Below are 16,986 nucleotides of genomic sequence, written 5' to 3' on the forward strand. Positions count from 1 at the left end.
GTCAGCGGCGGTAGGCGGGCGGCAGCGGCATCCCGAGGTCGGCGAGTACCCGCCGCAGCCGGGTCGGGTAGTCGGTGATGATGCCGTCGGCGCCGGCCTCGATCTGCGCGCGCATGGCGCCCGGGTCGTCGATGGTCCACGGGATCACCCGCAGGCCACGGGCATGGGCGCGGTCGACGAACGCGCGGTCGGCGACGAGCGCGAAGCCCGGATCGGCCGGCGTCAGCCCGTAGGGCACGGAGTAGCCAGGCGACAGGACGTTCGCGCCCACCATCGTCGCCGCGGTGATCGGATCGCCGACGACCGCCGGATCGATGCCGGCCAGCCACGGCGACCCGGGCACGAACGTGGTGTCGTCCCACAGCGCCACCAGGGGGATGCCCGGCTCGGCGGCGCGCACCATCGGCAGCGTGCGCCAGTCGAAGCTCTGCACGTCGACGCGGTCGGTCTTGCCGGCCGCGCGCACCGCCGCCAGGATCGCGTCGACGAACTGCTCGGGCGGCGCGGACGCCCCCGGCTCGGCCGCCTCCACCTTTGTCTCGATGTTGAACCGCACGTCGGCACGGTGCGCGTCGGCCACGGCGAACACCTCGGGCAGGGTGGCGATCTGGTTGCCGCGCACCACCTCCGCGTCGGGGAAGCCGGCGAGCAGCGTGCCGCAATCCAGCGTGCGCAGCTGCGCGAGATCGAGGTCGTGCACCAGCTTCCCGACGTAGGGGAACTGGGGATCGCCGGGGAAGGCGGGCGCGGTGTCGGAGCACTTGTCGGCATGGATCACCGGGTCGTGCCACACCATCGGCTGGCCGTCGCGGGAGATGACCACGTCGAGTTCGAGTGTGGTGACGCCCAATTCGAGGGACTTGGCGAAGGCCCGCAGCGACTCCTCGGTGGTCTCCCCCCGCCCGCCGCGATGCGACTGCAGGTCGAAGCCGTCGGGCGCCGCCGACGCCGACGGCGTCTGGGTGGCGACGACGAGGGCGGCGGCCGCGACGGCGGCGGCGGTGGTCCGTGTCATGCGGCGACCGTATCGGCGCGGCGGCCTCGCGGCGCGCTCGCCGCCGGACACGCACGCGGGACGTCACCGAATGTTCGGCGGCGCGTCACGTGCCGGCCGCGCAGCTCCTCAGGTGCGGCGCTGGCGGGCGATCTCGGCAAGGACGACGCCGGCGGCGACCGACGCGTTGAGTGATTCGGTGGGCCCTGCCATCGGGATCGACACGACGGCGTCGCAGTTCTCCCGCACCAGCCGCGACAGTCCCTTGCCCTCGGAACCGACGACGAGCACCGTCGGACCGCTGCCGTCGAGGTCGTCGAGCAGCGTGTCACCGCCGGCATCCAGGCCGACCACCTGCACGCCCTCGTCGGCCCAGCTCTTGAGCGTCCGGGTGAGGTTGGTGGCACGGGCGACCGGCAGCCGCGCCGCGGCGCCGGCACTGGTCCGCCAGGCCACCGCGGTGACCGACGCCGATCGGCGCTGCGGGATCACCACCCCGTGCCCGCCGAACGCCGCCGTGGACCGCACGATGGCGCCGAGGTTGCGCGGATCGGAGATGTTGTCGAGCGCCACCAACAGTGCCGGAGCCACGTCGCCCGTCGCAGAGGCGAGCAGATCGTCGGGGTGCGCATACTCGTACGGCGGCACCTGCAACGCGATGCCCTGGTGCAGTCCGTTGGCGCTCAACCGGTCGAGGTCGTGGCGCTGCACCTCGAGGATCGCGATCCCGGCGTCGGCGGCGCGGGTCACGGATTCGGTCAGCCGCTCGTCGGACTCGGTGCCGAGCACCACGTAGAGCGCCGTGGCCGGCACACCGGCGCGCAGGCACTCCACCACGGGGTTGCGGCCGAGGACGACCTCGGTGTCGTCGGTCTTGCGGTGCCGTCCCTGCGCCTGCCGGGCCGCCTTCGCCGCACGCTTGGCCGCCGGGTGGTTGGGCCGGGCGTGTGCGGGCGGCGTCGCGCCCCTGCCCTCGAGGCCACGGCGGCGCTGGCCGCCGGAGCCGACGACCGCGCCCTTCTTCGTGCCCTCCTTGCGGATCGCTCCGCGGCGCTGCGAATTGCCGGCCATCTAGGTTCCCTGTCCCATCGTCACTTCTCGCTCCCGTCGAGCAGCGCCCACTGCGGGCCGTCGGCGGTGTCGGTGACCTCGATGCCCGCCGCCTTCAACCGGTCGCGAATCTCGTCGGCCTGGGCCCAGTCGCGGTTGGCGCGCGCTTCCTGCCGGTTGACCAGCGCCCACTGCACCAGCTCGTCGATCGCGGCCAGCGCTGCCGAGGTCTCGTCGCGCGACTCCCAGCGCTCGTCGAGTGGATCGCAGCCCAGGATGCCCATCATCGCCCGGATCGCCCGGGCGTGCGCCATGGCGGTCTCGTGGTCGCCGGAGTCGAGCGCCCGATTCCCCTCGGCGCGCGCGGCATGCACCTCGGCCAGCGCCGCCGGCACCGCCAGATCGTCGTCGAGGGCCGCGGCGAACCGCACGGTCGGCTCGGACGGGACCACCGCGCCGACCCGGTTGCGGACGCGGTGCAGCAGGTCCTCGATCCCGGTGTAGGCCTTGACCGCGTCCTGCAGCGCGGTCTCGGAGAACTCGAGCATGGACCGGTAGTGCGCGCTGCCCAGGTAGTAGCGCAGCTCGGCCGGCCGAACCCGTTGCAGCACAGCCGGAATGGAGAGAACGTTGCCCAGCGACTTGCTCATCTTCTCGCCGCCGAGGGTCACCCAACCGTTGTGCAGCCAGAAGCGGGCGAAGCCGTCCCCCGCGGCGTGCGCCTGGGCGATCTCGTTCTCGTGGTGTGGGAACACCAGATCCATGCCGCCGGCGTGGATGTCGAACTCCGCGCCGAGGTATGCCTCGCACATCGCCACGCACTCGGTGTGCCAGCCGGGCCGGCCCGCACCCCACGGCGTCGGCCACGACGGCTCGCCGGGCTTCGCGCCCTTCCACAGCGTGAAGTCACGGGGGTCGCGCTTGCCCTGGCCGGCGCCCTCGCCCTGATGGACGTCGTCGATGCGGTGCCCGGACAGCGCGCCGTAGTCGGGCACGCTCAGCACGTCGAAGTACACGTCGCCCCCGCTGGCGTAGGCGTGGCCGCGCTCGATCAGCCGGTCGATGAGTTCGACCATCTGCGTGATGTGTCCGGTGGCGCGCGGCTCCGCCGACGGCGGCAGCACGCCGAGCGCGTCGTAGGCCGCGGCGAAGGCACGCTCGTAGGTGGCAGCCCACTCCCACCAGGGCCGGCCGGCGTCGGCGGCCTTGACGAGGATCTTGTCGTCGATGTCGGTGACGTTGCGGATGAACGCGACGTCGTAGCCCTTGGCGGTGAGCCAGCGGCGCAGCACGTCGAACGCGACGCCGCTGCGGACGTGGCCGATGTGCGGCAGACCCTGCACGGTCGCGCCGCACAGGTAGATGGACACGTGACCCTCGCGCAGCGGCACGAAGTCCCGCACGCCACCGGTCAGGGTGTCGTGGAGACGCATCACCTCGGCTCGTCCGCCGGCGCGTTCAGTCACGACGTGCCAGCTTACCGTTCTGAGCGGCGAAGACCCTCATCGTCGTCACCGCCGGACTCGCCGTGCGCGCCGTCGGCGTAGAGCAGGGCCGTCGCGATCGCCGCCAGGCCCTCCCCGCGCCCGGTCAGCCCGAGCCCGTCGGTGGTGGTGGCCGACACCGACACCGGAGCGTCGAGCAGCGCCGAGAGCACCTGCTGGGCCTCGGCGCGGCGGGGTCCGACCTTCGGCCGGTTGCCGATGACCTGCACGGCGGCGTTGCCGACGCGCCAGCCGCCGTCGCGCAGCAGGGAGTGCACGTGCCGGAGCATGTCGGCGCCGGTGACCCCGCGCCACTCCGGGCGGTCGGTGCCGAACACCGACCCGAGATCACCCAGGCCCGCGGCACTGAGCAGCGCATCGCACAGGGCGTGCGCAGCGACGTCCCCATCGGAGTGGCCGGCGCAGCCGTCGGCGTCGTCGAACGACAGACACAGCAGCCAGCAGCGCCGGCCCACTTCGATGGGATGGACGTCGGTACCGAGGCCGATCCGCGGCAGTGCCGTCATGACCGGACCCCGCGTGCGTCAGGACGCGGCAGCCAGCGCCTCGTCGAGGATGATGGTCGCCTTCTCGTCATCGGTGTTCTCGGCGAGCGCCAGCTCACCGACGAGGATCTGGCGGGCCTTGGCGAGCATGCGCTTCTCGCCGGCGGACAGACCGCGCTCCTGATCGCGACGCCACAGGTCGCGAACCACCTCGGCGACCTTGTTCACGTCACCGGACGCCAGCTTCTCCAGGTTCGCCTTGTACCGGCGCGACCAGTTGGTCGGCTCCTCGGTATGCGGGGCACGCAGCACCTGGAACACCTTGTCGAGGCCCTCCTGGCCCACCACGTCGCGCACACCCACGTATTCGGCGTTGTCTGCAGGAACTCGGACGGTCAGATCGCCCTGCGCAACCTTCAGAACGAGGTATTCCTTCTGCTCGCCCTTGATGGTCCGGGTTTCGATCGCCTCGATCAACGCGGCACCGTGGTGTGGATAGACGACGGTGTCTCCGACCTTGAAAATCATCAGATTAGAGCCCCTTTCACGACTCCATGCTAACACGGCGCCGAGGGGCACCTGCATCAACTGTGCAGGTCAGGGGCACCGCCGGTGAAGACTAGGGGTTGACAGCGTGACGAATACGTGCCATCGGTCACCCTTTCGGCAAAGCCTCCCAACGCCGTCCGAACGCCCGTGCGGCGGGCGGTGCGGCGCCGTTTCGCCTCCCGTTCCGACGCTTTCGCGACCCGTGGGCGACGCCGCCGGCGCCCGCGGCGCGGGCGACCGAGGACCTCGGCTACCGCGGCCACGGGCCACCTACTACTCTGCATAGTCGAAGCGCCGGACGACCGTCCCGGGGCATGCCGTCCCCCGAGCAGGAGGCTTTCAGTGGACCGCTCCCGATCGCGCACGTTCGCCGTCCGATCCGGTCTGGCCGCCTGCGGCCTGGCCGCCGCGGTGGTCCTCTCCGGGTGCGGCGCCGGCCAGATCTCGCAGACCGCCATGCAGATGCCCGCCGTCAACGGCACCAACGCCTGGGTGGGCCAGCCGAACTACGGCATCGCGCTGCGCAACCTGCACCTGCGCGCACCGCAGCAGGGCGACGTCGTCGCGCCCGGCAGCACCGCCGATCTGATCTTCGTCGCGGTCAACGGTTCGGCCGACGCGCCGGACCGGCTGGTCTCGATCACGTCCGACTACGGCCGGGTGACCTTGACCGGCAACGGCGCGGTCCCCGCGGGCGGCACGCTGGTCGTCGGTACCCCCGACGGACAGATCAGCCCGCTGGAGGCCGTCGAGGCCGCCAGCACCGTCGAGGCGCGCGTGACCCTCACCAAGCCGATCTCCAACGGCCTGAACTACGACTTCACCTTCACCTTCGAGCGGGCCGGTTCGTCGACCGTGGCCGTGCCGATCTCCGCCGGCGAGGCCCAGCGCCGCGATCCCGAGCCCGCCGACGCCGGCCTCGGCGACGAGCAGGGCGTCGACGGCGGCGGACACTAGCCCCACTTCCGCCGTTCTGTCGGTGACGCCCGCTAGCGTCACGCCCGTGGTGAAGAGCGGGGCCAAGGCCCGAACGCAGTACCGCTGCTCGGAATGCAGCCACGTCATGGCCAAGTGGGTCGGCCGCTGCCCGGAGTGCGGCACGTGGGGCACGGTCGACGAGGTGCCCGTGCTGGCCACCGTCGGCGGTGGCGCCGCCCGTTCGGTGGCCCCCGCCTCCCCCGCCGTCTCGATCGCCTCCATCGCGCCCGACGCGACGCGGCACGTCCCGACCGGCATCGAGGAACTCGACCGCGTGCTGGGCGGCGGCATCGTCCCGGGCTCGGTGACGCTGCTGGCCGGTGATCCCGGGGTCGGCAAGTCGACGCTGCTGCTTGAGGCCGTCCACCGCTGGGCGGCCGCCGGCCGGCGCGCGCTCTACCTGTCCGGCGAGGAGTCGGCCGGACAGATCCGCATGCGGGCCGAGCGCACCGGCTGCACGCACCCCGAGGTGTTCCTGGCCGCCGAGTCCGACCTGCAGACCGCACTCGGCCACGTCGACGCGGTGCGTCCGACGCTGGTCGTGGTCGACTCGGTGCAGACGATGTCGAGCAGTGCGACCGACGGGGTCACCGGCGGCGTCACGCAGGTGCGCGCCGTCACCACCGCGCTGACCATGGCGGCGAAGACCACCGGCATCGCGATGATCCTCGTCGGGCACGTCACCAAGGACGGTGCCATCGCGGGACCGCGATCGCTCGAGCACCTCGTCGACGTGGTGCTGCACTTCGAGGGCGACCGGGCGTCGGCGCTGCGCATGGTGCGCGGCATCAAGAACCGATTCGGCGCCGCCGACGAAGTGGGCTGTTTCCTGTTGCACGACAACGGGATCGAGGGCGTCGCCGATCCGTCCGGGCTGTTCCGCGACCAGCGGCCCGCGCCCGTCCCCGGCACCGCGGTCACCGTCACGCTCGACGGCAAGCGGCCGCTCATCGGCGAGGTGCAGGCACTGGTGGCGGAGTCGTCGGCGAGCATGCCGCGCCGCGCCACCAGCGGCATCGACTCGTCGCGCGCGGCGATGATCCTCGCAGTCCTCGAGAAGCGCGCCAAGCTGCCGCTGGGCCGGTCCGACGTGTACCTGTCCACCGTCGGCGGGATGCGCCTGACCGATCCGTCCTCGGACCTGGCGCTGGCGGCGGCCATCGCGTCGGCCGCCCGCGACGTGCCGATGCCCGCCGACGCCGTGTTCCTCGGCGAGGTGGGCCTGGCGGGCGACATCCGGCGGGTCACCGGCACCGATCGCCGGCTCGCCGAGGCGGCACGGTTGGGCTTCCGGTTCGCGATGGTGCCGCCGGGCGTGGGCCGCGCACCGACGGGCCTGCGGCTCATCACCATCGAGGACATCGGACGGCTGTTGCACGGGGTGAACCGCATCGCCCACAATGAGCGCTGATCCGAGGAGGCGCCCATGGCCGTGAAGCCCGGCGGCAGGGCCGCAGCCCGCACGACGAGCAACGTGGTGCCGCTGGCACGTCCCACGCTGCGCGAGACGCTCGGCAGGCTCGCCCCCGGCACGCCGCTGCGGGACGGCCTCGAACGCATCCTGCGCGGCCGCACGGGCGCGTTGATCGTGCTGGGCTACGACGAGAGCGTCGAGGCGATCTGCGACGGCGGCTTTTCCCTCGACGTGCGCTACGCCCCGACCCGCCTGCGCGAGCTGTCGAAGATGGACGGCGCCGTGGTGCTGTCCAGCGACGGCACGCACATCCTGCGCGCCAACGTCCAGCTCGTCCCCGACCCGTCGATCCCGACCGACGAATCCGGCACGCGGCACCGGTCGGCCGAGCGCACCGCCGTGCAGACCGGCTTCCCGGTGATCTCGGTGAGCCACTCGATGAGCATCGTGACGGTTTACGTGGCCGGGGAGCGGCACGTGGTGCCCGACACCCCGACCATCCTGTCGCGCGCCAACCAGACCATCGCGACGCTGGAGCGCTACAAGCTGCGGCTCGACGAGGTCAACCGGCAGCTGTCCACGGCCGAGATCGAGGACTTCGTGACGCTGCGCGACGTGATGACCGTGGTGCAGCGCCTCGAGATGGTGCGCCGCATCAGCCTCGAGATCGACGCCGACGTCGTCGAACTCGGCACCGACGGCCGGCAGCTCAAGCTGCAGCTCGAGGAACTCGTCGGCGACAACGACACCGCACGCGAGTTGATCGTGCGCGATTACCACGCCAACCCGGACCCGCCGTCGCCGGCGCAGGTGGGTGCGACGCTCGAGGAACTCGACGCGCTCTCGGACAACGAGCTGCTCGACTTCACCGCTCTGGCCCGGGTGTTCGGCTACCCGTCGACGCTCGAGGCGCAGGATTCGGCCATGAGTTCGCGCGGCTACCGGGCGATGGCGGGCATCCCGCGCCTGCAGTTCGCGCACGTCGACCTGCTGGTGCGGTCGTTCGGCTCACTGCAGGGCGTGCTCGCGGCCAGCGCGAGCGACCTGCAGTCGGTCGACGGCATCGGCTCGATGTGGGCGCGCCACATCCGGGAGGGCCTGTCCGCGCTCGCCGAGTCGACGATCGCCGACCAGCTGGCCTGACGGCCCCCGCAGCGTCAGCCGACGGGAGCGGGCACCTCACCGCCGGGTGCCGCCGGAGCGGGCTCGGCGGGCGCCTCACCGGGCGCGGCCGGGGCGGCCTCGGCGAGGGCGAACGGCACCGATGCCGAGCGCAGATTGCCGAGCTGGACGACGAGGTTGTAGGTCCCCGGCCCGATGGGCTGCCGCGGCAGCGGGCAGTTCGGGGCCGATCCCATGCCGGTCCAGGTCACCTCGGTGGTCACCTGCTCGCCGGGGTTGAACGTCTTGACCAGCGTCTCGTTCGACGGGGCGCAGTCGAGGTTCGACCACAGCCGCTGGTTGTCGAGCGAGTACACGTACGCCGCGAGCACGGCGGCGCCCACGTCGCGCTGGCAGGCGACGAGACCGATGTTGGTGACGACCATCGTGAACTTCGGCTGGTCGCCCACGACGTAGTTGGGCTGGCTGGTGATGCCCTTGACGGCGAGCGTCGAGTCGGGGCAGTCGTCGCCCTCCTTGAGCACCGGCGGCGGTATCACGGCCGCGGTGGGAGTGGCCGTCGGCGGCGGCGCCTGGGCGGCCGGCGGTTGCACCGGCGTCTTCACCTCGGGGTTCTCCCCCGGCAGCGGCGTGGGCGCCGCACTCGAGGCGCCCTCGTTCGCCGCGGGCTGCGGGTCACCCGTCGCGTTCGACGCGACGACGAACACGATGGCCACGACGATGGCGATGACGACGGCGGCTACCCCGATCGCGAGGAAGCGGCGTCGCCGGTAGATCTCCGGCGGAAGCGGGCCATGCGGTTCGGTATCCAGCACATACCAACGGTAGAACCAGGTAGCGCGCGGTTGGCCGACCTCTTACGGCGTGTCGCGGTCAGGCTTCGCCGATGTCACCGATGTGGTCACGCAGTTCGGTGCGTCCGTCGGCCAGGTGATACGTCGCACCGACCACCGCGACGGTGCCGGCATCGATCGCGTCGCGGATGGACGTGGAGCGGTCGCGAAGCTGCTGCACGGTCTCGTTGACGTGCTTGGTCTCGAACTCGTCGATGCGCGACAGGCCCTCGCGGCGGCCCAGCAGGATCGACGGCGTCACGCGCTCGACCACGTCGCGCACGTAACCGCCCGGCACGGAGCCGTCCTCGATGGCCGACACCGTGGCCTTCACCGCGCCGCAGCTGTCGTGGCCGAGCACGACGATCAGCGGCACGCCCAGCACGTTGATCGCGAACTCGATCGATCCCAGCACGGCGGAGTCGATGACGTGGCCCGCCGTGCGCACCACGAACATGTCGCCGAGGCCCTGGTCGAAGATGATCTCGGCGGCGACGCGGCTGTCGGAGCACCCGAACACCACGGCCGTCGGCTTCTGGCCCTCGACGAGCCGCTCCCGGTCGGCGATGCCCTGGCTCGGATGTTGCGGGGTGCCGCTGACGAAGCGGTCGTTACCCTCGCGTAGTGCCTTCCATGCGCTCACGGGATTCGAGTTCGGCATGGGCCTCATCTAACCCGAGACCGACTGAGGAATCACTGTGAGCCTCGCCGCCGACGAGTTGCTCGCGTGGTACGACCGCGCCCAGCGCGACCTGCCGTGGCGCCGTCGGGGGGTCAGCGCGTGGCAGATCCTGGTCAGCGAGTTCATGCTGCAGCAGACCCCCGTCGCCCGGGTGGAGCCAATCTGGCTCGACTGGGTCGCCCGGTGGCCGACGCCGTCGGCGACCGCCGCGGCGTCCGCGGCCGACGTGCTGCGGGCCTGGGGCAAGCTCGGGTATCCGCGCCGCGCGAAGCGCCTGCACGAGTGCGCGACGGTAATCGCCACCGAACACGGCGACGTGGTGCCCGATGACGTGGAGACGTTGCTGACGTTGCCCGGCGTCGGCGCCTACACCGCCCGCGCCGTCGCCTGCTTCGCCTACGGCAAGCGAGTGCCCGTGGTGGACACCAACGTTCGTCGCGTCGTCGCCCGCGTGGTGCACGGCCGCGCCGACTCACCGGCCAGCGTGCGCGATCTCGCCGACGTCGAGGCGCTGTTGCCCGACGACGACCGTGCGCCGCGGTTCAGCGTGGCGGTCATGGAACTCGGTGCGACGGTGTGCACGGCCCGCAGCCCCCGTTGCGGCCTGTGCCCGCTGGGGTCGTGCGCATGGCGGGCGGCCGGTTTCCCGCCGGCCGCCGAACCCGCCCGGCGGCCGCAGCGCTACGCGGGCACCGACCGGCAGGTGCGCGGCCGGCTGCTCGACGTGCTGCGGGCGCGCGCCGCGCCGGTCCCCCGCGCCGACCTCGACGTCGTCTGGCTCACCGACACCGTGCAGCGCGACCGCGCGCTGCTGTCGCTGCTGACCGACGGCCTGGTGGAACAGACCGCCGACGGCCGGTTCGCGTTGGCCGGTGAGGGCGGTGCGCATCTCGATCCCGGGGCGGGCCCGCTCGACTAGCCTTGGCGCGTGGCCGGACGTTCGGGTGCGCCGCGGACCCACTACGCCTCGCGCGGCGATCTCGACATCGCCTATCAGGTGCTGGGCAGTGGTCCGCTCGACCTCGTCGTGATGCCGGGTCCGTTCGTCCCCATCGATGCGATCGACGCCGAACCCGCGATGTACCGCTTCTACCGCAGGCTGTCCGGGTTCTGCCGGGTGATCCGCTTCGATCACCGGGGCATGGGCATGAGTTCGCGCATCGGGTCGGCCGAGACCGTCACGCCGTCGTGCTGGGCCGAGGACGCCGTGTCGGTGCTCGACGCGGTGGGCAGCGAGCGCGCCGCGGTGCTGGGATCGGGCTTCACCGCCGTGAGCGCCCTGCTGCTGGCCGCCGACCACCCCGAGCGCGTCAGCCACCTGGTGCTCGTCAACGCCAGCGCGCGGGCGCTGTGGGCGCCGGACTACGAGGCGGGCACCCGGCCGGGCGGCGCCGAGCCGTTCACCACCGTCGCGCTCGAACCCGACGCCGTGGAACGGGGCTTCGACGTGCTGCGGATGGTCGCGCCGTCGGTCGCCGGGGACCGCGCCTTCCGCAGCTGGTGGGACCACGCCGGGAACCGGGCCGCGTCACCCAGCATGGCCCGCATGGCCAACGACGTGCTGACCAATGCCGATGTGCGACATCGCCTTCCGTCGATCGGCGCACCGGCGCTGGTGCTGCACCGCGACCGGGCGGGCTTCGTCGGCGCGGCGCACGGCCGCTATCTGGCCGAGCACCTCCCCGGCGCACGCTACGTCGAACTGCCCGGCGCGGACACGCTGTACTGGACCGGCGACGCGCTGCCGATACTCGACGAGATCGAGCAGTTCGTGACGGGCACGCGTGGCGACGCCGACCCCGAGCGCGTGCTGACCACCATCGTGTTCACCGACATCGTCGGGTCCACCCAGCGTGCTTCCGAGCTGGGCGACGAGCGCTGGCGCGATCTGCTCGACCACCACGATGCCGCGGTGCGCGCGGAGTTCGAGCGGTTCCGCGGTCGCGAGGTCAACACCGCCGGTGACGGATTCCTCGCGACGTTCGGCAGCGTCAGCGCCGCCCTGGATTGCGCGGAGTGCATCGTCGAGGCCGTCCGGACACTGGACCTCGAGGTGCGCGTGGGCGTGCACGCCGGGGAGGTGGAGGTGCGCGGCGACGACGTCGCGGGCATGGCCGTGCACATCGGCGCCCGCGTCGCGGCCCTCGCCGGACCCGGTGAGGTACTGGTGTCCTCGACGGTGCGCGAGATCGTCGCCGGCTCCCGCCGTGCGTCCATCCCGCGCGGGGAACACGACCTCAAGGGCGTCCCGGGCCGCTGGCAGCTCTACGGGCTGTGACGCGTCAGGCCGTGGCGGCGCAGTCGGTGCAGGAGAACTGACGCCGGTAGTCCGACGGCGTCACGCCGATGACGCGCCGGAAGTGATGGCGCAGCAGCGTGGCCGTGCCGAAGCCCGACCGGTCGGCGACGTGGTCGATGTCGAGGTCGGTCTCCTCGAGCAGCCGCCGCGCGTAGAGCACCCGCTGGTCGGTCACCCACTGCATCGGCGTGCGGCCGGTCTCCTCGACGAAGCGGCGGGCGAACGTCCGCGCCGACATGCTGGCCCGCTTGGCGAGGGTGTTGACGGTGTGCGGCTTCTCCAGGTTCGCCAGGATCCAGTCCAGTTGCGGTGCAAAGCCTTCCGAGCAACGCACGGGGATCGGCTGGTCGATGTACTGGCGCTGGCCGCCGTCGCGGTGCGGCGGCACCACCATGCGGCGGGCGATGACGTTGGTGACCTCGCTGCCGAGTTCGCGCCGCACCAGATGCAGGCAGGCGTCGATGCCCGCGGCGGTGCCCGCGCTGGTGATGAGGTTCCCGTCGTCGACGTAGAGGACGTTGCGGTCGACCTTCGCGGTCGGGTACATCGCGGCGAGTTCGTCGGCGTGCATCCAGTGCGTGGTGCAGGCACGGCCGTCGAGCAGACCCGCCGCCCCCGCGACGAAGGCGCCCGAGCACACGGTGAGGATCGTCGACCCCGATGCGGCGGCCCGACGGATGGCCTCGAGCGCCTCTTCCGGGTAGTTCCCACCGGCGATCGCGGGGATGGCCACCAGGTCGGCGCCGATCAACGCGTCGAAACCGTGGTCCGGGGTCAGCGACGCCCCGACCGTGGTGCGCAGCGCCCGCCCCGGCTCGGGTCCGCAGATCTTGAAGTCGAAGTTGGGGACCCCGTCGGCGGAGCGGTCGATGCCGAACACCTCGCACACCACGCCGAACTCGAAGACGGCCAGGCCGTCCAGCACCAGCGCTGAGACGCTCTTCAACATGGCAGCATCTTATCCTCGCTCGTCAGTCCTGCCACTGTTGGCGGGATCTCTCGGGTCGAACGATTGCTGCCATGGACATCGTGCTGACCTTCCTCATCCTCTCCGCCCCGTTCGCGCTGGCCGCGCTGCTCAGCTGGTCGGCCCATCGCGGCGACGCGGTGCGCGCCTACCTCTCCGGCGTCACCGACGATCCCGACTGGTACCGCATCCAGCACGACGCCGACGCCGCCCGCACCCGGTTCGAGGACAGCCCGTCGTGGCCCGCCTCAGGCGCGGTCGGCGAACGTCGTTAGGAACCGCTCGACGACGCGCCGGTATTCCCCCGGTGCGTCGTCGTGCACCAGGTGACCGGCACCGGGCACGAAGACGTACTCGGTCCGTGCGCCGACCTCGTGCATCCGTCGCATCTGGCCCGGTGGCGTCACCGAGTCGGCGGCCTCGATCAGCAGCGTCGGGGCCGTCACCGCCTCCCACTGCGCCCAGTAGTCGCGCCGGCCCCACTCCGCGGCGATCTCGATCCAGCGCTCGGTGTGCCCGTGCAGTCGCCAGCCGGTGGGCGTCCGATCGAAGGCCTTCGCGAAGTACCGCCCCGCCACGTCGCCGAACGCGGCGTGGATCTCCTCGAGTGAGCCGAACTCCTCCGGCAGCGCCAGGATCCACGGCTCCCACGGTCCCGTCGTGCGGCCGCGGAAGTCCGGCGCCATGTCCTCCACCACCAGCGCTCGCACCAGATCCGGCCGCGCCGCCGCCACGCACCAGGCGTGCAGTCCGCCCATCGAATGGCCGATCAGCGTCGCCGGCCCGCCCAGCTCCGTCACCGCCGCGGCGAGGTCCGCGGTGAACCGCTCGGTGTGGATCGGGTGCGGATCGGCGACGTCGCGACCGCGATGCCACGGCGCGTCGTAGGTGTACACGTGCCCGAGCGCAGTCAACCAGGGCAGCTGGCGCGACCACGTGCTGCCTCGGCCCATCAGCCCGTGCACCAGCACCACCGGCGCACCCGAGCCACCCCGGTCGGTCAACGCGTGGGTCCGCATGGGCTTAGATACTGCACGCCGCGCGGGGCGGTAACCTGAGCCGCATGCCCGTCGTGAAGATCAACGCGATCGAAGTCCCGCCCGACGCCGGCCCGGAGCTGGAGAAGCGGTTCGCCAACCGCGCCCACGCCGTCGACGGCCAGCCCGGCTTCCTGGGCTTCCAGCTGCTCCGTCCCATCAAGGGCGAAGACCGCTACTTCGTGGTGACGCAGTGGGAGTCCGAGGAGGCGTTCCAGGCGTGGGCCAGCGGTCCGGCCGTGGAGGCGCACGCCGGCCAGCGGGCCAAGCCGGTGGCCACCGGCGCATCGCTGCTCGAGTTCGAGGTCGTGCTTGACGTCCAGCGGACCGACGGCGCGTCGTAACGCGGGCCGGCTGCGACGCCGGGCGGTCGGACTGACGGTCGCCACCTCCCTCGTCGCCGCGGTCAGCTGCGGGTGCGCGCACACCAGCCCCGCGCCCGCCGAAGCCGCCTACGGCACGCACATCGACACCAACACCCCGCAGGGGCTGCGCGCCAAGCAGCTCCTCGACATGGTCAACTCCGACTGGCCGATCGGCACGGTCACCGTCGGCACGCTGGCCGCACCCGAGATCATCGAACCGGTCGCGCGCGACATGGACCGGCTGTGGGCCGACCGCCCGATCACGGTCACCGGCATCGACGTGGGCGCCGGCATGGCACGGCTGCACCTGCGCACGTCCTACGCCATCGACCAGGAGGTCGAGCTGCGCACCGACGACGCCGGCCTGGTGGACCGGTTCGAGGTGACGGTCGACAAGCCGCGCATCGCCTCGTGGAGCGACGTCGACGCCGAGCTGACCAAGTCCGGCGCCCGGTACTCCTACGCCGCGTCCAAGGTGACCAACCGGACCTGCACTCCGGTCGCCGGCACCCACGTCGACGAACCGCTGCCGCTCGCATCGATCTTCAAGCTGTACGTGCTGCTGGCCGTCGGCCAGGCCGCCAACGCCGGAACGCTGGGCTGGGACGACCCGCTGCTGATCACCAAGGCGGACAAGGACGTCGGGTCCGCGGGCTTCGACAAGCTGCCGCCGGGGTCGCACGTCTCGGTGCGCGAGGCCGCGCAGCAGATGATCTCCGCCAGCGACAACATGGCGACCGACCTGCTGATGACGCGCGTCGGCCCGGACGCCATGCACCGTGCCCTGGTGTCCGCCGGGCACCACGACCCGGCGGCGATGACGCCGTTCCCCACCGCCCACGAACTCTTCTCGATCGGCTGGGGCCGCCCCGACGTCCGCGACGAGTGGCGTTCGGCCACCCCCGCGCACCGCGCCGAGATGCTGGTGCGCGCCAACCACATTCCCTACGACCCCGACCCGGAGCGCACCCGCACGCCCGCCTCGCCGTACGGCATCGAGTGGTACGGCACCGCCATGGACGTCTGCCGGGTGCATGCCGCCCTGCAGTCCGAGGCGACCGGGCGCGCCGCGCCCATCCGCGACATCCTGTCCGCCACGCCGGGCATCGACCTCGACGGCGAGAAGTGGCCGTACATCGCGGCCAAGGGCGGCAACCTGCCCGGTGACATCTCGTTCAGCTGGTACGCCCGCGACCGCACCGGCCAGGGTTGGGTGGTGAGCTTCCAGCTCAACTGGCCGAAGTACCGCAGCCTCGCCGCCGCGACGTGGCTGCTGTCGGTCGCCACGGCCGGTTTCGGCATGCTGCCGGTCGGGGTCCCTAGCCGGTAGCGCCGCTCGTCGAGCGCAGCGTCCAGGCCTGCCCACGCAGGTACAGCACCGTACGGCTCACCGGCCCGACGTCGACGCGCCAGAACGACTTCGGCGGCGCGTCGAGCGCCACCAGCACGGCCGCGCGGACCACGGCCGGGTGCGTCACCGCCACCAGCCGGCCACGCCGGGAGCCGAGCGACGCGAGCCAGTCCCGGACCCGCGCCATCAGGTCGACGACCGACTCGCCGCCGTGCGGAGCCTGTGACGCGTCGGTCAACCAGATCGCCATCTCGGCCGGCGCCACCCCGCCCAGCACCTGGCCGCGCCAGGTGCCGCAGTCGAGGTCGGCGAGCGCGTCGTCGACCTCGGCCCGCAGCCCGAGCAGCTCGGCGGTCTGCCGCGTGCGCTTCTCCGGGCCGCACGTGGCGGCGTCGACCGGGCCGAGTTCGACGGTCGCGTCGAGCTGCCGCAGCCCGCGCGCGTTGAGCGGTTCGTCGATCGGGAAGCGTCCGGCTGCCATGGCGTCGGTCATGGCGTGCGACACCAGGGTCAGCCGGACGACCTCACTCACCCAGCCAGCGCCTCGTGCCGCTTCCCGTCGAGCAGCTTCGACACCAGCGCCGCGAACGTCAGCCCGATGGTCGCGTAGACGACCACCTGCGTGCCGAGCGCGTAGAGCCGGAAGTCGTAGAGCACGTCGGCCGGGAAGCCCTCGTAGACGATGTCACCCGCGGCGTCGCGCAGCGGGCCCGGCGTCTCGTCGATCGTCGGCAGCACCAGCATCAGCACCGCGATGCCGACGACGTACGCGCCGGCCGCGGCCACGGTGGCGTTCCAGGTGCCGAGCCGTGCCGTCAGCCGCCGGCCGAGGTAGACCGCCGCGACGAACAGCGCCGCCGACAGCACCAGCATCAGCAGGTACAGCAGCGTGCGCTGCCGGATCGTCTCGTCGAGACTGAGCGCCGGCGGGCTCGCCGGGTACTTCAGCGACGGCACCACGTAGAGGCTCAGCAGCATGCCGCCGGCCACGTAGAGCGACAGCAGCCGCGCGGACACCGCACCGACGCGGCCGTAGGCGACGGCGAACACCACCGCGAACAGCGCGCCGATCGCGACGCTGAACGCCAGCACGCCGAAGCCCATGCCGATGTTCTCCTGCACGGCGCGGGAGAATCCGCCGCCCGCGTGGTCGTGGCTGTGTCCTGCCATCCCGGCCGCCGCCTCGGTGGCCTCGTGCGCGGCGCCGACGCCGTCCTCGTAGGCGATCGCCGTCGCGATCACCGGCTCGACGAAGAGCCGCGCGAAGAGGAACGCCAGCACACCGGCGAGAGCGCCGGCCACGAGGCCGCGCCCGATGATCTGCTTCTCCATGTTCGGTTGTCCTCCTGCCGGAT

The 16,986-nt window shown here is 72.1% G+C and carries 19 protein-coding genes; 8 read left to right on the forward strand and 11 right to left on the reverse strand.

Going from position 1 to position 16,986, the window contains the following annotated elements; all coding sequences use genetic code 11:
- Position 1: 1 nt before the first annotated feature.
- The 5 genes from FZ046_RS03030 to carD form a co-directional block, all read right to left on the reverse strand.
- The gene (locus tag FZ046_RS03030; protein WP_070353104.1) at positions 2-1,015 is read right to left on the reverse strand and encodes a glycerophosphodiester phosphodiesterase family protein; all 1,014 of its coding nucleotides are present in this window, start codon (positions 1,013-1,015) and stop codon (positions 2-4) included.
- A gap of 108 nt (positions 1,016-1,123) precedes the next feature.
- Complete coding sequence (gene rlmB / locus FZ046_RS03035) at positions 1,124-2,065, reverse strand: 23S rRNA (guanosine(2251)-2'-O)-methyltransferase RlmB (RefSeq protein ID WP_070353103.1); 942 nt, start codon at positions 2,063-2,065, stop codon at positions 1,124-1,126.
- 20 nt (positions 2,066-2,085) lie between these two features.
- A complete protein-coding gene (gene cysS, locus FZ046_RS03040) occupies positions 2,086-3,477 on the reverse strand; it encodes a cysteine--tRNA ligase (RefSeq protein ID WP_070353154.1) in 1,392 nt (463 codons plus the stop codon).
- A gap of 44 nt (positions 3,478-3,521) precedes the next feature.
- The gene (gene ispF / locus FZ046_RS03045) at positions 3,522-4,055 is read right to left on the reverse strand and encodes a 2-C-methyl-D-erythritol 2,4-cyclodiphosphate synthase (protein WP_070353102.1); all 534 of its coding nucleotides are present in this window, start codon (positions 4,053-4,055) and stop codon (positions 3,522-3,524) included.
- 18 nt (positions 4,056-4,073) lie between these two features.
- Positions 4,074-4,562, reverse strand: a complete 489-nt coding sequence (gene carD / locus FZ046_RS03050; RefSeq protein WP_059093232.1) for an RNA polymerase-binding transcription factor CarD — start codon at positions 4,560-4,562, stop codon at positions 4,074-4,076.
- A gap of 363 nt (positions 4,563-4,925) precedes the next feature.
- On the opposite strand from carD, the gene FZ046_RS03055 reads away from it, so the two are divergent.
- Genes FZ046_RS03055 through disA form a run of 3 tightly spaced genes read left to right on the forward strand, consistent with a single transcriptional unit; the run spans position 4,926 to position 8,118 of the window.
- Entirely contained in the window at positions 4,926-5,540 is a 615-nt protein-coding gene (locus FZ046_RS03055) for a copper chaperone PCu(A)C domain-containing protein (RefSeq protein WP_070353101.1), read from the forward strand.
- Positions 5,541-5,586: 46 nt separating this feature from the next.
- Positions 5,587-6,972, forward strand: a complete 1,386-nt coding sequence (gene radA / locus FZ046_RS03060; protein WP_070353100.1) for a DNA repair protein RadA — start codon at positions 5,587-5,589, stop codon at positions 6,970-6,972.
- 15 nt (positions 6,973-6,987) lie between these two features.
- Positions 6,988-8,118: a DNA integrity scanning diadenylate cyclase DisA gene (disA, locus tag FZ046_RS03065; RefSeq protein ID WP_070353099.1), complete on the forward strand. Its 1,131-nt coding sequence runs from the start codon at positions 6,988-6,990 to the stop codon at positions 8,116-8,118.
- Positions 8,119-8,132: 14 nt separating this feature from the next.
- On the opposite strand, the gene FZ046_RS03070 is transcribed toward disA, so the two are convergent.
- Both FZ046_RS03070 and FZ046_RS03075 read right to left on the reverse strand, forming a co-directional pair.
- The gene (locus tag FZ046_RS03070; RefSeq protein ID WP_070353098.1) at positions 8,133-8,912 is read right to left on the reverse strand and encodes a hypothetical protein; all 780 of its coding nucleotides are present in this window, start codon (positions 8,910-8,912) and stop codon (positions 8,133-8,135) included.
- A gap of 58 nt (positions 8,913-8,970) precedes the next feature.
- Positions 8,971-9,591 (reverse strand): carbonic anhydrase, encoded by a 621-nt coding sequence (locus FZ046_RS03075; RefSeq protein WP_070353097.1) that lies wholly within the window; start codon positions 9,589-9,591, stop codon positions 8,971-8,973.
- A gap of 37 nt (positions 9,592-9,628) precedes the next feature.
- On the opposite strand from FZ046_RS03075, the gene FZ046_RS03080 reads away from it, so the two are divergent.
- Together FZ046_RS03080 and FZ046_RS03085 are read left to right on the forward strand one after the other, a co-directional pair.
- The gene (locus tag FZ046_RS03080; protein WP_070353096.1) at positions 9,629-10,531 is read left to right on the forward strand and encodes an iron-sulfur binding domain-containing protein; all 903 of its coding nucleotides are present in this window, start codon (positions 9,629-9,631) and stop codon (positions 10,529-10,531) included.
- Positions 10,532-10,540: 9 nt separating this feature from the next.
- Positions 10,541-11,890: a bifunctional lipase/adenylate cyclase LipJ gene (locus tag FZ046_RS03085; RefSeq protein WP_070353095.1), complete on the forward strand. Its 1,350-nt coding sequence runs from the start codon at positions 10,541-10,543 to the stop codon at positions 11,888-11,890.
- A 4-nt stretch (positions 11,891-11,894) separates the two neighbouring features.
- Here the strand turns inward: FZ046_RS03085 and FZ046_RS03090 are convergent, their stop codons facing one another.
- A complete protein-coding gene (locus FZ046_RS03090; protein WP_070353094.1) occupies positions 11,895-12,860 on the reverse strand; it encodes a helix-turn-helix domain-containing protein in 966 nt (321 codons plus the stop codon).
- A 71-nt stretch (positions 12,861-12,931) separates the two neighbouring features.
- On the opposite strand from FZ046_RS03090, the gene FZ046_RS03095 reads away from it, so the two are divergent.
- On the forward strand, positions 12,932-13,153 hold the full coding sequence (locus FZ046_RS03095; RefSeq protein ID WP_070353093.1) for a hypothetical protein: 222 nt from the start codon (positions 12,932-12,934) through the stop codon (positions 13,151-13,153).
- On the opposite strand, the gene FZ046_RS03100 is transcribed toward FZ046_RS03095, so the two are convergent.
- Positions 13,127-13,897 (reverse strand): alpha/beta fold hydrolase, encoded by a 771-nt coding sequence (locus FZ046_RS03100; protein WP_070353092.1) that lies wholly within the window; start codon positions 13,895-13,897, stop codon positions 13,127-13,129. The two genes, FZ046_RS03095 and FZ046_RS03100, sit on opposite strands and share 27 nt — an antisense overlap.
- Positions 13,898-13,941: 44 nt before the next feature.
- Between FZ046_RS03100 and mhuD the strand changes: the two genes are divergently transcribed.
- Together mhuD and FZ046_RS03110 are read left to right on the forward strand one after the other, a co-directional pair.
- Positions 13,942-14,259 (forward strand): mycobilin-forming heme oxygenase MhuD, encoded by a 318-nt coding sequence (gene mhuD, locus FZ046_RS03105; protein WP_070353091.1) that lies wholly within the window; start codon positions 13,942-13,944, stop codon positions 14,257-14,259.
- A complete protein-coding gene (locus FZ046_RS03110) occupies positions 14,228-15,610 on the forward strand; it encodes a serine hydrolase (RefSeq protein ID WP_246182892.1) in 1,383 nt (460 codons plus the stop codon). Before mhuD ends, FZ046_RS03110 begins: the two co-directional genes overlap by 32 nt.
- Here FZ046_RS03110 and FZ046_RS03115 read toward each other — a convergent pair.
- Positions 15,600-16,163, reverse strand: a complete 564-nt coding sequence (locus FZ046_RS03115; protein ID WP_070353090.1) for a histidine phosphatase family protein — start codon at positions 16,161-16,163, stop codon at positions 15,600-15,602. The genes FZ046_RS03110 and FZ046_RS03115 overlap by 11 nt on opposite strands.
- Positions 16,160-16,963: a CbtA family protein gene (locus FZ046_RS03120; protein WP_070353089.1), complete on the reverse strand. Its 804-nt coding sequence runs from the start codon at positions 16,961-16,963 to the stop codon at positions 16,160-16,162. The genes FZ046_RS03115 and FZ046_RS03120 overlap by 4 nt, the downstream gene beginning before the upstream one ends.
- Between the last annotated feature and the right edge of the window lie 23 nt (positions 16,964-16,986).

This window comes from Mycolicibacterium grossiae (genome assembly GCF_008329645.1).
In the GTDB taxonomy this organism is placed as follows: domain Bacteria; phylum Actinomycetota; class Actinomycetes; order Mycobacteriales; family Mycobacteriaceae; genus Mycobacterium; species Mycobacterium grossiae.

Bases quoted from the DNA above. Each gene is read 5' to 3' on its own strand.
- FZ046_RS03090 (WP_070353094.1), bottom strand. From the start codon at position 12,860: ATGTTGAAGAGCGTCTCAGCGCTGGTGCTGGACGGCCTGGCCGTCTTC.
- FZ046_RS03100 (WP_070353092.1), bottom strand. From the start codon at position 13,897: ATGCGGACCCACGCGTTGACCGACCGGGGTGGCTCGGGTGCGCCGGTG.
- FZ046_RS03075 (WP_070353097.1), bottom strand. From the start codon at position 9,591: ATGCCGAACTCGAATCCCGTGAGCGCATGGAAGGCACTACGCGAGGGT.
- carD (WP_059093232.1), bottom strand. From the start codon at position 4,562: ATGATTTTCAAGGTCGGAGACACCGTCGTCTATCCACACCACGGTGCC.
- ispF (WP_070353102.1), bottom strand. From the start codon at position 4,055: ATGACGGCACTGCCGCGGATCGGCCTCGGTACCGACGTCCATCCCATC.
- FZ046_RS03095 (WP_070353093.1), top strand. From the start codon at position 12,932: ATGGACATCGTGCTGACCTTCCTCATCCTCTCCGCCCCGTTCGCGCTG.
- disA (WP_070353099.1), top strand. From the start codon at position 6,988: ATGGCCGTGAAGCCCGGCGGCAGGGCCGCAGCCCGCACGACGAGCAAC.
- mhuD (WP_070353091.1), top strand. From the start codon at position 13,942: ATGCCCGTCGTGAAGATCAACGCGATCGAAGTCCCGCCCGACGCCGGC.
- cysS (WP_070353154.1), bottom strand. From the start codon at position 3,477: ATGCGTCTCCACGACACCCTGACCGGTGGCGTGCGGGACTTCGTGCCG.
- FZ046_RS03120 (WP_070353089.1), bottom strand. From the start codon at position 16,963: ATGGAGAAGCAGATCATCGGGCGCGGCCTCGTGGCCGGCGCTCTCGCC.
- FZ046_RS03030 (WP_070353104.1), bottom strand. From the start codon at position 1,015: ATGACACGGACCACCGCCGCCGCCGTCGCGGCCGCCGCCCTCGTCGTC.
- rlmB (WP_070353103.1), bottom strand. From the start codon at position 2,065: ATGGCCGGCAATTCGCAGCGCCGCGGAGCGATCCGCAAGGAGGGCACG.